Annotated in this window: 2 protein-coding genes; both read right to left on the bottom strand. The window is 38.4% G+C overall.

Annotated elements, in window-relative coordinates:
- Window positions 1-6: 6 nt before the first annotated feature.
- The gene (locus TW85_RS14780) at window positions 7-12,057 is read right to left on the bottom strand and encodes a non-ribosomal peptide synthetase (RefSeq protein WP_046017912.1); all 12,051 of its coding nucleotides are present in this window, start codon (window positions 12,055-12,057) and stop codon (window positions 7-9) included.
- On the bottom strand, window positions 12,057-17,219 hold the full coding sequence (locus TW85_RS14785; RefSeq protein WP_046017913.1) for a non-ribosomal peptide synthetase: 5,163 nt from the start codon (window positions 17,217-17,219) through the stop codon (window positions 12,057-12,059). Before TW85_RS14785 ends, TW85_RS14780 begins: the two co-directional genes overlap by 1 nt.
- Window positions 17,220-17,243: the final 24 nt, after the last annotated feature.

Consider the following 17,243-nt stretch of genomic DNA (forward strand, 5'->3'; position numbering starts at 1 on the left):
ACTAATCTAGTTCGTCAGTTCAGTCTTAATAATGTCAGCTACTTTTAAGATGCTTGGTGCCTGCAACATAGTTGAATGATCACCATCCACCAGCTCAAGTTGAAAATCAGCTTCTGCCTTACCTGCCCAAAACGCGGTTAAAGAATCAATATATGCATCAGATTTATCATCTGTTGCTAGCACTGTAATTGTTCTTGCCTCTGATTTTTCTAAAGACATGGTTTTTAGGGACAGCAAATGGTGGTTATAAATTCTGAAATAACGATCTATTTGAGCATCATCTATATGTGGATACATACCGTTATAGGTAACGAGCTTTTGCTTAAATACATCTAGGCTAACAGGTGAAATTTGATCTAAAACAGCTTGATCATGTGTCCCTTCACTGTCCAATAAAATGGCAACTGATTTATGGCCTGCGGCGTTTAAAATTCTTGCCATTTCATAGGCGATATAACCACCATAAGAACAACCTACAAAAACATGAGGTTTTGATGTTAAATGAGAGACTAATGTTAAGTAATACTCTGCCATTGCTTGCACATCAGGTAAAAACACACCATCTGTATCCACACCTTTTGCTTGAATGCCGTACACACCAAATTCATCAGGAAGTACTTTAGCCAAAGACAAATAGCCAAATGCCGTACCACCCCCTAAGTGAGGACAGATAACATTTAGCTCTCCTTCCCCTTTTCTAAATTCAATCAACTCATTTCTTATTGCTTTAATATCTGAACCTAGATTTTGCCTAATGATGCCACCTAGGGCTTCAATACTTGGGGCCTTTAGTAATTCAGAAACAGATAGCTTAATCGGCCAAACTTGCTCAATTTTGTGTATAAGTTTGATCGAAGAAATCGAGGTTCCGCCAATATCAAAGAAATTATCCGTAATGCTAATGTCTTTGGTGGTGAGAATATCTAGCCAAATTTGATACAAGGCCATTTCGATCTCATCCCTCGGACTTGCGGTGTTAACCTGTTTATTGGCTTTTTGTGTTTTCAGCCGTTCAACGACTTTTTTACGATCAAGTTTGCCATTTGGGGTTAGAGGGAGTTCATCATAAAGATGAAACTCACTAGGCAACATATAACTTGGAAGTTTTAATCTAAGTTCCGCTTTTACCGTCGCCAGCGCTTCATCTTTCTCTGCTTGTGTCTCAATCGTGTGTGAGCATGTGAAAACAGCCGCTAATACAGTCTCTTTCTCACGCTCGATCAGTTCAACACTTGCCTTAGAGATTATGTCAATCGTCATTAATTGGCTAAGCACTTCAAGCCTTTCTATCCTAAAACCACGTAGCTTTATCTGATCATCTAACCTTGCAACAAACTCAATATCACCATTGGCTAAATATCGAACAAGATCTCCTGTTCGATAAAGTATTTGTGACTGATCGAATGGTGATTCGATAAATTTTGCATGAGTTAAAGCGGCTTGGTCCAAATAACCAAGCGCTAACCCTTGGCCACCAAGATAAAGCTCGCCCACTTGACCAAAAGGAGTAAGCGCTAAAGACGTAGAAAGAATATAGGCGCTTGTGTTTGAAATAGGCTTACCAATAGGATACTCATCTGCCTTTTCTTTAATTTCATGAAAGGTACTAAAAGTCGTGTTTTCTGTTGGACCATAAACATGTACAAGATGCTTAGGTTTACCTGAATCAAGCATACGGTCAATGGTTTGCTTATTCACTTTTTCGCCACCAAATAACAAGGTGTCTAAGCCAGCAAATATCTTGGGGTTTATAGATATCAACTGATTAACCAGTGCAGTCGTCATAAACATGATATCTATGTTTTCAGACTCAAGCTTATTAGATAGCGCTTGAGCATTTTGGACTTCATTATTGGGTAAGATAACAAGCTGAGCACCATTTAATAAGGCTCCCCAAATTTCGAAAGTAGCCGCATCAAATGAGAAATTACTTATCTGAGCGATTTTTTTATCTTGGTTAAGTTCAACATAATTGGTTTGTTTTACTAACCGTTTTATCCCAGATTCAGGAATCATGGTGCCTTTAGGCAAGCCAGTTGAGCCAGAAGTGAACATAAGATAAACAGGGTTGGTTTTATTTTGCACATCAAACTTATCTAATTGTGTTTTATCCACATTTTCTTTGGATAACCCAGAGGGTAAGTGGGTAAAAGCGACAAATGTCAGTTCGATATCTGATTGAATACTGGTCGTATCCTGATCAGAAATGATGTGGGATATGCTTGCGCTTTCTATCATATGAGTGAGGCGTGATGCAGGATAGCTTGTATCCATAGGCACATAGGTTGCCCGCAATTTCACAACCGCCAGCATGGCAACAACCATTTCGATAGAGCGTTCTGTATGAATGCCTATGTTATCACCAGGCTTGGCGCCTTTTGCAATCAAATAATGGGCTAAAGTATTGGCTTTCTCATTTAACGTTTGGTAGCTCAGTTTTATTTGATTAAAGCTAATTGCGGTATTGAATGGCGATGATTGAACAATCGCTTCAAAGCATTCAATTAAAGAGCGCTTATCTAGCCTTTGATTGGTCTCTTCACAAGGAGTGACTTGTTTAAGCTTATCCTCATGATTAAGCATTTTCACATCATTCAGCTTATTTGCCTGAGACAGCTTATTTGCCTGAGACAGCTTATTTGCCTGAGACAGCTTGTTTGTCTGTGACATATGGACAAGCAGTGTCTTGAAGTGATTAAGGATTTGATCCACTTGCCATTGCGCTAAATGCTGATCATTAGACAAAAGCTTAATTTCTATTTCGCCCTCTTCAACGATGACTATCGTTAGAGGATAATTGGTTTGCTCTTCACTCTTTAGGCCGGCAAGCGTTAAACCACTTTTAGTTGATTTTAAGCCTTGATCAAGCGGATAGTTTTCAAACACAAGCAGTGAATCAAACATTGCTTGATTACCCGTTACGGTTTGTTTCCATATATTCTGCAAAGGAAGATAAGCAAAGCTCTCAGCTTCCACATGTTCCCTGTGTAGCTGTTTCAACCAAGTCTTAATATTTGCATTATTATCAAGTGACATAACGACTGGTAAGGTATTAATACAAAGCCCTACCATCTTCTCAATATCGTGAACTTGAGAGTGCCGCCCTGAAACAATACTACCAAAGACAATATCATTTGAGTCTGTATAGTTTGACAGTAACAGCCCCCAAGCTGCTTGGAATAAGGTATTAAGTGTACATTGTGCTTCTTGCGCCAGGGCTTTTAAGTCGCTTGTTTGGACGCTATTTAAGTAACACTGACTCTTAATCGCCTTCGTTTTTTCGCTTTGTGTAAGATCATGTGGCTTAGATGAAAGAGACCTTGATGAAATAGGCCTAGTTGAAAGAGGTTTATAGTCAGCAATAGGTTTTAACTTAGATTGCCAAAATTCATTTGCCGATTGTACATCCTGCTCATCTAACCATTTCACAAAGTTTTGATAGGATGGCGCTTCTTTTAAAGTGATCGCGGTTTCATTCTTTAACGCATGGTAAATGTGATTTAGCTCTGATAGCAATATGGGCAGGCACCATCCATCAATAAGAGCATGATGATTTGTCCATATAAGGTGATAGTCACCTAACTCTGTCTTAATGAGACTAAAGCGCATTAAACAAGGTTCTTCATGATTAAAGCCTCTTGTCTTATCTTCAGCTTGAACGCTTTTAAAGCGTGCGGTGTAATCGATAGCCTTGAGATAGCTTAAATCCAATGTACGCCAGTCTAAAGGCGTTTTATCGATAACGACTTGGTACTTGTCACCTGCCGTAGTTGTCATAAACCCTGTTCTAAAGATGTCATGACGTTGAATAAGCTGATACCAAGCGTATTTGAAAATCTCTATATCAAGTTCATGGTAGTGTAAGTCTAATTGAGTAATATAGGTGTCTGACTCAAGCTGGTTCTGATATAAGAGCCCTGCTTGCATACCCGTTAACGGATAGACATTAACGAGGTTAGCCTCTTCTTTAGAGACGCTCTCCTGCCAAATATCTAGATCTTCTTGAGTTAAGTTAACCAGTGAGAAATCAGAGGGTGTGTATCTGACACTTTTTTGTTCGAGGTTATGTTCAATAATACGAATCAGGTAACCATAAACGCCAGCCTTAAACTGGCGGATATCATTATCTGAGTAAATGCCTGTCTGATAGGCTAATTCAAAGCATAAAACACCATCAGACACTCTTGCGTTGATTGCCATTTTTTGTGGTGCCATATGATTATAAGCACCACTTTCAAGAGTCACTTTGTGCGGTGTAATCCCTTTCATGGCTGAGTTTTCGTAAAAGCCTTCTTGATCTGAATGAGTTTGACCAAAAAAGTTAAAAAGAACATCTGTCTCTATTATTGCTTGTTTAGGCTTTTCACCCAACCAATTAAGCACACCATATCCAATGCCTTTGTTTGGCACTTGTTTAAAGCTCTCTTTAACTCGGCAAATAACCGCACCTAAATCTGATGTTTCTAACGCCTTTTGTTTTTGAGCATCAGTTTCTATCAACAATGGGAAAGTCGCGCTAAACCATCCCATTGTCTGGCTAAGATCTGGTTCTGCTTTTAAGAGACCATGGCTCATGAGCTGTTTTACTAAATCTTTGCTGACACCTTCACGACCATGGCTTTCTAAGGTGAAAGAGACAGGCCGTTTTTCATCCTCTTTCTGCATTTTTGCCAAGGTCAGACTTATCGCTGCAATTAACAAAGTCTGAGTATCTGTGTGATACGCCTTGTTTGCCTTATTCAATAAATCTTGCGTGTCATTGAGGTTCAATTCAAATTGATCAATTGCTATCTGAGGCCGTTCAGTTAGATTAGGTTTGATGTGAGTTGTCGGAATTTGCTTAATTTGCTTAGTAACTTTCGCCCAATAGTTGGCTTCATGTTTCTCAAAATATTCAATCGTCACCTTATGGTTTAGCAGCTTCCCCCAATCTTGATAAGACAGTGTTTTAGCGGCTAACAGATTTTGGGATGGAATTTTTGCCTGATAAAGCTTAACAAAATCTGAGATAAGGATTTGCCATGACACCGCATCGATCACGAGATGATGAGAAAGGATAAAAAGCTTTGTTTGGTGATCACAATAGAGTCTCACAAGTTTAAATACAGACCCTTTAGCAATATCTAATGAGTGATTAATCTGATTGCACACTTCATTGAGAGAGTCGTTATCCATCTTACTCATATAGGTTTCATAGCAAGCTGAATTTAGATCCTTTTCCTCATGGTATGCTGCCTGATTATTATCAAAAATTAGCCTTAAAGCATCATGACGACTGACTAAAATATCAAAACAGAGTCTCATCGATTCAAGGGAAAAGCGGTTGTCCACATCAAACAAATTGTACTGATTAAATTGATTCGACTTGTTCCCAGCAAAATGAAAGAACTCGTGCTGTATGGGTAATAAGGCTTGCTTACCTAGACTAGCGCCTTGTTCTGCTTCTAGGCTATTCGAGTTTTTAATATGAGGGAGAAGGCTTGCAATACTTGGGTATTCAAATAAGTTTTTTGTACTAAAGTGCAAACCTAATTCGACAGCCCTAGCAACCAGTTGCATTGCGAGTATTGAGTCTCCACCTAAAGCAAAGAAGTTATCATTAAGCCCGATGGATTCCAGTTTGAGCATTTCTTGCCATAAACCGAGTAAAGTCTGCTCTTGTGCTGTTAAATCTTTTTCTGAGCCTTGTAGGCTAAGTTGTTGGCTAAACTGAAGAAGGCTAAGTTTTGGTAAAGCGGCTTTATCTAGTTTGCCATTTGCATTCAATGGCCAAGACGATGTGTTTGCCCATAATTTAGGCAACATATAATCTGGCAAGCTAAGGGCTAGGCTTTTATAAATGGCTAAAAGTAATTTAGGATCATTTTGGTGAGTTAATACATAAGCCCCTAATTGTTTTGTACCTTGGTTTTCAACGAGTACAACCTTAGCCGTTTTTACTCCTTCAACTTTTTGAATTTCAGCTTCTATTTCACCAAGCTCAACCCTAAAACCACGAATTTTTATTTGTTCATCAATCCGAGAAACAAAGACAAGTTGAGCATTTTTATTTGTCTTAACAAGGTCGCCTGTTTTATAAAGCCTGCCAAAGTGAGTATCGATAAAACTAACCTGATTTAATTCATCTTGATTAAGATAGCCTCTGGCTAAACCAATCCCAGATAAATACAGCTCACCCATAACACCTTGTGGGACAGGGTTAAAAAATGAATCTAATACATAGGCATTTACCCCATTAATACACTGACCTATCGTATTTGCATCATCACCTGCTTGATAGATATGAAAGCTTGAACAGATGGAGTTTTCCGTTGGTCCGTATTCATTAATTAAACAGGTATGTTCTACATATTTATCAACGACAGACTGTGAAACAGATTCTCCTGAGATAATAATATTTGGAATCAAGTTTGACGTATCATCAGGGGTTAGTTTGTCTAAAAGAATGGGCGGAATATAAGCAACAAGATACTTATCACCTTGGCATAAGAATCGATTTAACTTAGCCAAATCAAACCTATCTTCTTCACTCACTATCTCAAGATGATTACCACTAGTCAGAGCCCCCCAGATACTGGCAACAGAGGTGTCAAAGGCAAAGTTCGTTAAATATAAAAAGCGTGATGGGGCTTTTAACCCGTCTATCTTGGGTTTATCAAGCTTTAGATATGCAGATTGTGCTTTAACATAATTAACCACACCTTTGTGTTCGAGCTGCACGCCTTTTGGTTGTCCAGTTGAGCCCGATGTATAGATGATATAAGCAAGATCTGTTGCCGTGGGTTTTATGGCTGATTTAGGGTGAATTTCAGGACTAAAATCAGGAATAAATTCAGAATAAGTTGATACATCAAATTCAGGTAAATAAAGAAAGTCAGCTTTATCACATAAAGACGCTAACTCAATATTGTCACAAATTAATAAACGGCTATCGCTGTCGTTTAAGATGAAAGACAACCTGCTTGCCGGTGTTTTGGTATCAATGGGTAGATAAGCCGCCCCTGCTTTTAAAACAGCAAGCATGCTAACAATCATATTCAAGGATCTCTCAAGGCAGATAGCGATAATATCTCCCTGACTATCTCCCAGACAAATGCCTTTATCAATTAAGGCGTTTGCTAATTGGTTTGAACGAGCTTCAAGTTCATCGTAACTCAGCGTTTCACCTTGATAGGAGATGGCGGGTTCACTCCCATGTGTTTTAACCTTTTGCTGAAATAGATCTAATAAACTTGTATCAGGAATTATATCTGAGGACGTGTGCCCTGCACTGTGAACATTTGATTGATCATGCTCACCCATATTCATTGAGGTAGTCATTAACGCTGGTTTGAAAACATCCTCGTCTAATGAACGAATGCTTAGCTCAACTAATTGGTTCAGTTGTTTCGCAAAACCTTCAATCGTCTCTTGAGTAAAAAGATCTAAAGCATAGTTCCAGTTAAACGCCACTTTATTAGGATGAATCCTCACGCCTAGGCTGATATCAAACCTTGCTTCATTATGTTTTATCGATAGCGGTGTTACCTGAGTACTCTCAAGTTCAAAACTATTATTACTGGCATGTTCAAGCACCATCATAATTTGAAATAACGGTTGCTTTAATTGTTTTGCTGAGAATTTTAAGGGCTTAGTTGCCTGCTCGAAAGGCAGAGACTGATGCTCAAAATCAGACAAGAGATTTTGATGAGAGCTTTGAATAAGCGCCTTAAAACTTATCTTTTCAGACAGATGGGTACGTAAAGCTAAATTATTCACAAAAAAGCCAATCAGGTGATTGAGCGCTTCTTGTTCACGGTTTGCACTGACTGTCCCAACAAGCACATCCTTCTCTCCTGAGTATCGGCTTAATAGAACAACCAAGGCTGAGTACAGGATGGAAAATGGTGTCACTTTTAATTGTTTTGCTGTTTCTAGCAAATGATGTGAAGTACTTTCATCTAATGCTGTTGAAACATTTGCCCCTTGGTAACTGGAGATTTCAGGACGTTTAAAGTCCGAAGTTAAAAATGTTTTAGGCTGATACTCAGCTAACCTTGTTTGCCAATAGTCTTGTTGTTTACTTGATGGGTTAGTTTCATATTCATTTCTTTGCCAAGCGGCATAATCTTTATATTGAAAGGCTAATGGCTTTGGTTGGTAATCCTTACCAGAAACAGATGCGTTATAGGCATTTTGTATCTCGTTTAAAAGAATATCACTAGACTCACCATCGATAGCAATATGATGAATGCCAATATAGAGATGGTATTTATTATCAGCAACTTTGGCCAAACCTACTCTAAAAACATCGCCTTTTGCTAGATCAAAAGGACGCTCAAAAATATTAAATTCAAAGTGACTCACTAGATCATCTATATCAGGCTTTTTAGTGACGTCTTGATAGTCCAATAATTGTTTAACAAGACTGGAATTAACCGATTCATGCTTAACCACTCTTTGATAAGTTCTTCCCTGCTCTGAATGATATGAAGTCGTTAATATCTGATGACGTTTTATTAGCGTTAAGAGGCTTTCTGACAAAGCTTTAAGGTTCAATTCGCCCTTGATTTCGAACTTAAAAGGCACACAATAGTGCTTGCCTTTTGTTTCAAGTTGATCAAGTGTCCAGAGTCTTAATTGTGAGAAAGACAAAGGGCTTTCTCGCTTTTCACTCAGCTGAACAAGCGGTTTTTTAGGAATGACATTAACTTCATTATCTCCACTTAACTTATCACTTAGTTCATCTATTAACTTAGCTAGTTCATACACAGTGCCAGCTTGTATTAGACTTCTTAATGATACTTCATACCCTACTTTGTCACTGATACGATTAACCATTTTTATTGCTAGAAGTGAATGACCTCCTAGGCTGAAGAAGTTTTTATTAATATCAAGCTTGGTAATGCTTAACATCTCCTCCCATAACGCCGCTAACCATGTTTCTGTGTTTGTATTAGCATGAAGCACTAAAGTCTGATCAGTATTTTCTGCAACAGCTTTATCTATATCTGGTAACGGGAAAGCAAGTCTGTCTACCTTTAGGTTTTGGGTTAGAGGAAAAGCATCCAGTTCAACAAAATAACTAGGAACAAAACTTGAAGGCACATGCTTGGTTAAATATCGACGAATTTCAACAAGATCAAGTAGCTCACCTGCCTTGGGAATCAGATAGGCAACTAAAGCTTGATAATCCGGTTTAATCTCTTTGATCGTCACAAGCGCATTATCAATGTTGTTGATCTGCAATAGGTGATGCTCTATTTCACCAGCTTCAATACGAATGCCGTTTAGCTTAAGTTGGAAATCTTTTCGAGAGATTAACTCAACACTGCCATCTTCTAATCGCCTCGCAAGATCACCTGTTTGATACATACGCTCACCGGCATCGTCACAAAAGATATCCGGCCTAAAACACTGTTTTGTTAATTCATCATTAGCTAAGTAACCTCTGGCGAGGTTTTTACCTGAGATATAAAGCTCACCAATACAGCCAATGGGCAATTGATGCTCATTTTCGTCCAAAATATAATAACGATTATTGGCGAAGGGCTTACCAATATTCACCTTATCTTGATTAAGGCTGACTTGATTACCTGAGCAGTAAACGGTTGCTTCTGAAGGGGCATACAAGTTAAAAAGTTTAGCCTCTGGATGGCTGTTCAATAAAGCTTGTTTCAAGCTCTCAGGTAAATGATCCCCTCCTGTTATCATTTTAAAATCAGAATTAGGCCTGAATCCTTCATCGTAAAGAAGCTGCCATACTGACGGTGTCGCTTGCATTAAGCTGATATTATCTTGCTTTACCCTGTTTAAAATCGTTTTAGGTGATCTAGCTTGATCCCAACTGAAAAGACTAATGCTGGCGCCACTTCCAAGCGGCATTAAGATTTCGGCAATATGAATATCAAACCGTGTTGATGTCATGCAGGCCACAACATCTTGAGCTTGATAATTCACTCTTTCTTGCATGGCATCAATAAAATTATTCAAGCTGGCGTGCTCTAACATAACGCCTTTTGGGTGCCCGGTAGAACCTGAAGTAAAGATTACATAAGCAAGATCTGAAGCATGACTTTTGGATGCAGGATTTGTGTTTGGAAAGTTCGCAAGTATGTCTTCTGCTATGTGCGATGATATATCCATCACATTCAGCGATTGCATCCCTGTTTTAACTGTATCTGGGCCAAGCATCAATTTGATCGAGGCATTTTCCAGTATGCCTTTCAGTCTTTGTTCCGGCTGCTCCGTATCAATTGGCACATAAGCTGCGCCTGATTTTAAAATTCCTAAAATGCTAATAATCGCATCAATATGCCATGAATAACCCATGGCGATACAAACATCACTTTTAGCGCCTTTGCTTATTAGGTAGTGTGCAATACGGTTAGCTTTTTTGTTGAGTTCAGCATAGCTTAGGGTTTGCTTCTTTCCCTCTAAATACCAGACACAAGCAAGTTTATCTGGGTTCTGACTGACATTTTTCTCAAACCTTTCAACAAAACTTAAGTTTAGATGGAAGTTTTGTTGAGTATTATTCCAGGCTTGAATTTGTTTTAAATCAGTTTGACTAATTAATGAAAAAGAAACGATGCTTTTATCAGGCGCTAGAATGAGCTGCTCTAACAAGGTTTTATAACTTTGTTTAAAGGCTGTGATACTCGTTTCTTTGAACAAGGCTTTTGCATATAGCCAATATAATTCTAAGCAATCTCCCTTATCCGTAACGTGCAACTCTAATTCAAAATTAATGCGTTTTCTGTCTACTAAAAGCTTAGTGACATTAGCACTATCTAACGCTAACGATGTTTTGTCAGTCTGATTAAGCACGAATAGCAATTGCAATATCGGCGCATTTAACTCACTTCGTTCTAGTCCAGTCTGATCAACAATTTTCTCAAAAGGCATGGCTTGATGCTGGAATGCTTCTGCTAACCCTTGCTTGGTTGTTTCTAATATTTCGGAAAAGCTTTTATCCGCCGAAATTTGATTTCTTAAGATAAGCGTATTTGCAAAAAAGCCAATTAAATCACTTACCCCTGAAATGTCCCTGCCTGAGACAGGTGTACCTATAACCACGTCTTCGTTTTCAAGCCAGCGGCTTACCAACACGCTATAAACACTCATTAAAACCGTATAGAGACTGACGCCTTGCCTCTGAGCAAATGCTTTGACTTGGTTAGTCATTGCCTGATCTAGCTGATCTTCAATCAAAACTCCCTCAGATAGGGTCTGATTAGTCCGTTTATAATCTGTTGGTAAGCTATTTAAGCTTTGCACCCCAGACATTTTTGCTTTCCAGTAATTTGACGTTTTTGTACTTAACTTCCTCTGCTCACTTTCTTGCCAATGTGCGTAATCAGCGTACTGAAACTTTAATGAAGGTAGTTTCACTTCAGAAACGGGTTTATTAAGCGCGTAAGCTCGGTAAATATCATTCAACTCTGAAAAAAAACAAGAGTAGGAATAGCCATCGAAAATAAGGTGATGAAATACAAAGACTAAAATAGTTTCATCTGGTGCTAGCTTTAACAGGGAAACTCTAAATAAAGGAGGCTTACTTAAATCAAACGGTTTATTTGCTTGTTTAACTAACCAATCGGACTCTGTTAGATCACCCTTTTCTTCCACTTTAATTGGGCATTCTACTTGGTTTTGGCAAATCACCTGTTTGATGTTTTTGTCTATAGAGGCTATAGCCGTCGACAAAATACTATGCCTTGCCATGATCTGCTTAATGCTGGCTTCTAGCCATTCGATATTTAATGGTCCAGAGACTTTAAACGCTGCCACCATGTGATATAGAGCGCTATCGCAAGCTAATTTTTCAAGATAATACACACGGCTTTGGGCAAAGCTAAGAGGCGCTTTATTTGAGTTTAATGCCTGAATTTCTAGCGCTAATTCAGGCTTTCTATGACTCTCTAAAAAGTCAATTAAAGCCTGTTTTTTTTCCTTTAACTCCGCCGCTAAACTTTTAGTTAACTTGCCTTTTTCAGCTTTGTATTTTAGTGCACCATTTTCCACATATAGATAAACACCTTGTGACTTAGCCCGGCTAATTAGCTTATGTGGCATTAGATTTCTCCTTCTTCTAGATCTAACGCTAATTCAGGGCTGTCTTGGCTAACATTGCTGTCGATTATGGCCTGAATGAAGCTCGCTTGAGCTTTAATGTTGGGGTTATTGAAGAAGTCACTAATACTTAGTTGCACAAAGAATTGTCGCTGAATCTCTGCAATGATGTTCATCGCTAAAAGTGAATGCCCACCAAGTGAAAAGAAGTTTGCTTGAATACTTAATTCAGTTCTAACTAGATGCTTTTGCCATATTAAACTTAACGCTTTTTCTAGCATGCTTGAGGCAGGCTCAAATGGTGTATCAGTGCTTAGAGGAGAATCCAGTTTGGCTTTATCTACCTTGCCTTGTGCTGTCATTGGGATCTCATCCATTAAGATAATGGCATTTGGGCACATGTATTCAGGCAGTTTCGCTTTTAGTTGTCTTCGAAGCTGTCTTACGAGTTTCCTTTCACTTCCTTGTCCTGCTAACCAAGCCTGTTTGACTTCATTTTCTACAACAACATAAGAATAAATAGCCGCATCACTCACAATTGAATAAGCTTGCTTAACATCTAGGCTAGTTTCTAATTGGTAATTAATTTCTCCCAAAGCCACTCTAAAACCACGGACTTTTATTTCATCGTTGAGTCTACCTAAAAAGATAAGCTGTCCATCTTGATTCCATTTAACTAAATCACCTGTTCGGTAATATTTTTCTTGAGTGGAAATCTGAGCCGAAGCTGACATTGGATTAGTATTTGGGTCTATGGCTTTGCCTGGTAAGGCACAATCCGGGATAAAGACTTTTTTATTAAGTTCGTCATTATTTAGATAACCTTTGGCAATACCATCTCCTGCAACATATAGCTCTCCCGGTACGCCAATAGGTGCTATTTGACCATTAACAAGGACTCTTACTTTGGCATGAGATACAGGACGACCAATTGGCACGTCTTTAATATTGTTGATATCAACCTTGTAGAAACAGGCATCAACGCAGGTTTCAGTTGGCCCATATAGGTTATAGAAAGCAGCATCAAAGTCCTCTGGTAAACGAATGTCTCCTAGGACATCGCCACCCGTTAGCAAGGTTTTTAAACTCCTTGGCCATTGGACTTGGTTAGCACATACATGAGTCAGCAAACCTGTCGGTAAGCATGTGTGAGTGACTTGTTGAGCCTTCATTAATTGCATTAGAGCACTTGGGTTATCTCTTTCTACATCAGGTACAAGCACCAATTTCCCACCTACCATTAATACCGGCCAGACCTCGGCCATAAAGGCATCAAAGCCAACATAGGCAAGGCTTGTACCCACACTGTTTTCATCTAATTTAAATTCATCGATATGCCATAAGCTCATTTTATAAAGAGCAAGTTGGCCGATTTCAATGCCTTTGGGTTGTCCGGTTGAGCCAGATGTATAGATAACATAAGCACTTGCATCTGGTTTGTACTGACTTGCTTCAAAATGTGTATCTTGAATGCTTGTGAAAAGCACGTTATTTAAAACAATCTGATTACATGGCAGGTTATTAACGCCAACTAACGAGCCATCATCAATGATGAGCTTTGCTTGGCTATCAAGTAAAATATGCTGCAATCTCTGTTCTGGTAAATTACTCCCCACCATAACGGCACAAGCACCGAGCTTAAACACAGCCAACATAGCGATTAGATTAAAGGCATTTCTTTGACAATGAATGGCGATTTTATCGTCTTCTTGGTAACCATTATTTTTAAGCTGATGTGCTAACGCATTTGAGTAGATATCTAGCTTGGCATAAGAAAGGGTTTCTTGGGTATCTTGAATAGCCGTTTTGTCATTAAGGCTCTTAGCCTTTTCTCTGATCGAAGTAACTAAACCATGCTCTTTAAACGTCTCACTTGTATTATGAGATAAAGGAGCACCTTGCCCCCAAACACTTAGTATTTGTTTTCTCTCTTGTTCTGTAAGGACATCTATTGCAGAAATCGGTTGATGAGAGAGAAAACGATACTCATCTAGAATATTTAAAAAACTGGTTTTGAAAGCAGACAAAAATCGCTGCATCTCATCTTGGGTGTAAATGTCATTACGGTATTCCCATAAAAAGTGCACTTCTTCACTTTCGTTAAAGGTCTTACCTCTTGGAACGACAAGACAATCAATATCAAATTTTGAAGTATCTGAGATAACGGTTTCGTCTTTATACCAAGACAATCCCTCAATTTCGTGCTCATTAACCGGCGTATCATGAAAGCCTAAAAGAACATTAAAAAATGGATTAGATACACTACCACGCTCTGGATTAAGTGCTTCTACCACAAGGGGGAAAGGTAATTCTTCATTCGCCTGAGCCTGATCAACGATATTCTGAGTATTTTGAAGAAATTCAAACAAGGGGGTTTCAAGATTAAGTTTATGCCTAAGTACAATCGTATTCACAAACATACCTAATGTGGCATGTGAGTCCGCCCAGTTACGATTAGCAAAAGCTGAACCAAAACTTAGATCTTGTTCACCTGAAAAACGCCCAAGGCAAAGATACAAAATAGAGGATGTATAACTAAAAGGAGTAATGCCTATATCACGGCATAAAGTCTCCATTGCATGCCATTGTTCACGCGTGAAAATCATTTTTTCATGAGAACCTGCAAAGCCTAAGCTATGAGATTTTTTACCAAAAAGGGCCACACCTTGCGGTGCACCTTCTAACTGCTTCTTCCAATAACTTTTCTGTTTTTCAGCATGCTTTGAATCTAACCAAGCTTGTTGTGATAAAACAAAGCTAGAATATTGGCTTGCCTCTTGATAAGAGGTTTTAAACTGAGAATTAACAAAACTATGGTAATGATGTATTAGCTCGTTGGTGAACTCGTTCGCACTCCAACCATCATGGATAATATGATGTTCTTGATGCAGTAAGACATGATGCTCTTTATCAAATCTTACCAAGATAAATTCAGCTAATGGTAACTGACTTAAATCCTCGATACGGTCTAATTCTGTCTTAAAAGTATGTTCTAAAAAGGCCTCTTTATCTTCCTCTGTCACGGTTAGAGCATCAATACTTCTTAGACTCATCTTATATTCTGGCAATATAGTTTGGACAATGCGGCCATCTATTTCCGTGAATCTTGTGCGATAAATATCGTGATTAATAATAATTTGGTTAATCGACTTCTCGAGAGCATCACTTACGAACCTCCCTTTAAAATGTGTTGCGGCTTCAGCCAGATAAGCTTTGCTATCGGGCTGGTTCTTATGCATGTACCAAGCAACCATTTGCTGGTTGGAAAGTGGAAATTCAGTTTTACCTTTATCGATTGCCTTTGTTGATAAACCATAGATTTGTTCAAGCTGACTATTCGATAACACACCTTGTATTGTTGCATCTTGTTTAAACTGCTTCATGGTGAGATGACGGTTCAGCAAGCTTCGTAATCTGCTCATAAAACGTATTGCGGTAATTGAATCACCACCTAGAGCGAAGAAATCATCATTTACCCCAAGATCATTTAGCTCAAATATATTTTTCCATTCATTTACAAGCATTTCTTCATCTGGTGAGTTCGCTAAAATGAGCTCACCTTTTCTTAGTGGCGCAAAGCCTGTTGGAAGTTGCTCGTGATCGATTTTACCCGCCAACGTCAGTGGCCACTTTTCTATTGGAATGAATAGGCTTGGAATCATGTAGTCTGGCAAACTTTTAGCCAATTTCTCTTTAATCGCGGCGATATCTGAGTCTTTAAGGTCTTTTCCTACCAGATAGGCGATTAATTTATGCGTTTCTTTTGTGGCCTCTGCTTTAACAAGTGCTTGGTCAACCAGGCTATCAAGGCAAAGGCTTGCTTCAATTTCTGCAGGCTCAATACGATAGCCTCTTACTTTTACTTGCCTGTCATTTCTGCCGATGTACTCATAGCTGCCATCTTGCTGACAAACAACCAAATCACCTGTTTTATATAGAGTCTCATGACCAACTTCGCTATAGGGATTTGAGATGAAGTGGTTTTGAGTGAGCGTATCTTGATTCAAATAGCCATTAGATAAGGCGATACCACTAATATAAAGCTCCCCCATCTCGCCTATTGGCAAGCGGTTCAAGCTTTGGTCCAAAACATAAAAGTTCACCTTATCGATTGGCTTACCAATGTTATTATTTGCTTTTGAAACATCATGACAAAGATTCATTGAGACAGTCACAGTGGTTTCAGTTGGACCATATGAGTTTACAAGTCTCTCACCCCAAATTTGCTGAAGCGATTTTGGGCATTTATCTCCCCCTGTGACAATGCGTTTTAAATTTGGCAGTTCTCCACAATCGCCCAATGCCGATAAAAATGATGGCGTTGCATGTAGGTGGGATATTCTATTGAATTCGAGCATTTGCTTGAAAATCGTTGGGTCTTTTATGTCATCACTTGAAGGGATGAAGAGCTTGGCGCCATTGAGTAAAGCTAAGAATATATTTTCAATTGAGGCATCAAAGATATGGTTAGAAGATAAAATAATATTTTCATCTTCGGTAAAGTGATACGCCCTAGTTTGGTTTAATATTAAGTTAATAAGACTATCCTGTCTTACCATCACTCCCTTGGGGTTTCCTGTTGTTCCTGATGTATATAATAAATAAGCTAAATCAGTAATTTCATTAGCTTTAGTAGGTCTTTTTATACCATCAAAAGTAAATTCTGTAATCTGATGTAATTGACTACTTTCTTTTTTGCATTTGATTTTATTCAAATGAAATTTATCACAAATTATTATATCTGCACCTGAATCTTCTATTATGTATTGAATTCTATCTTCTGGATAATCTGGTGAAAGAGGAATATAAGCCGCGCCAGATTTTATTACACCTATAATTGCGACTATTAAGTCAATACCTTTATCAAACAGAATAGGAATGAATGTTTTATCATCTATGTCTTTTCCATTGAGTTGGTGGTAATCCCATCTTATTCGTTCAGCCAAGGTATCTGATAGCTTATTAAGCTCTTGATAAGAAATGGTTTTGTTCCTATAAATCAAAGCATCTTGAGTGGCATGTTGATCGAATTGGTAATCTATCAGCTCAGCTAACGAGAATGTTTCAAATTCTATCATTAGATTTTTATTAGCATCAAATATACTGTTTTTAGCTGTTGTTAGTTTGCCAATTTTATTATTATTTTCTTTGATCAAGTCTTCCATAATTCAACCTAAACTAAATTTTTT

The organism is Marinomonas sp. S3726, assembly GCF_000967665.1.
In the GTDB taxonomy this organism is placed as follows: domain Bacteria; phylum Pseudomonadota; class Gammaproteobacteria; order Pseudomonadales; family Marinomonadaceae; genus Marinomonas.

Coding starts and splice junctions, on each gene's coding strand:
- TW85_RS14780 (WP_046017912.1), bottom strand. CDS start 12,057: ATGCCACATAAGCTAATTAGCCGGGCTAAGTCACAAGGTGTTTATCTA.
- TW85_RS14785 (WP_046017913.1), bottom strand. CDS start 17,219: ATGGAAGACTTGATCAAAGAAAATAATAATAAAATTGGCAAACTAACA.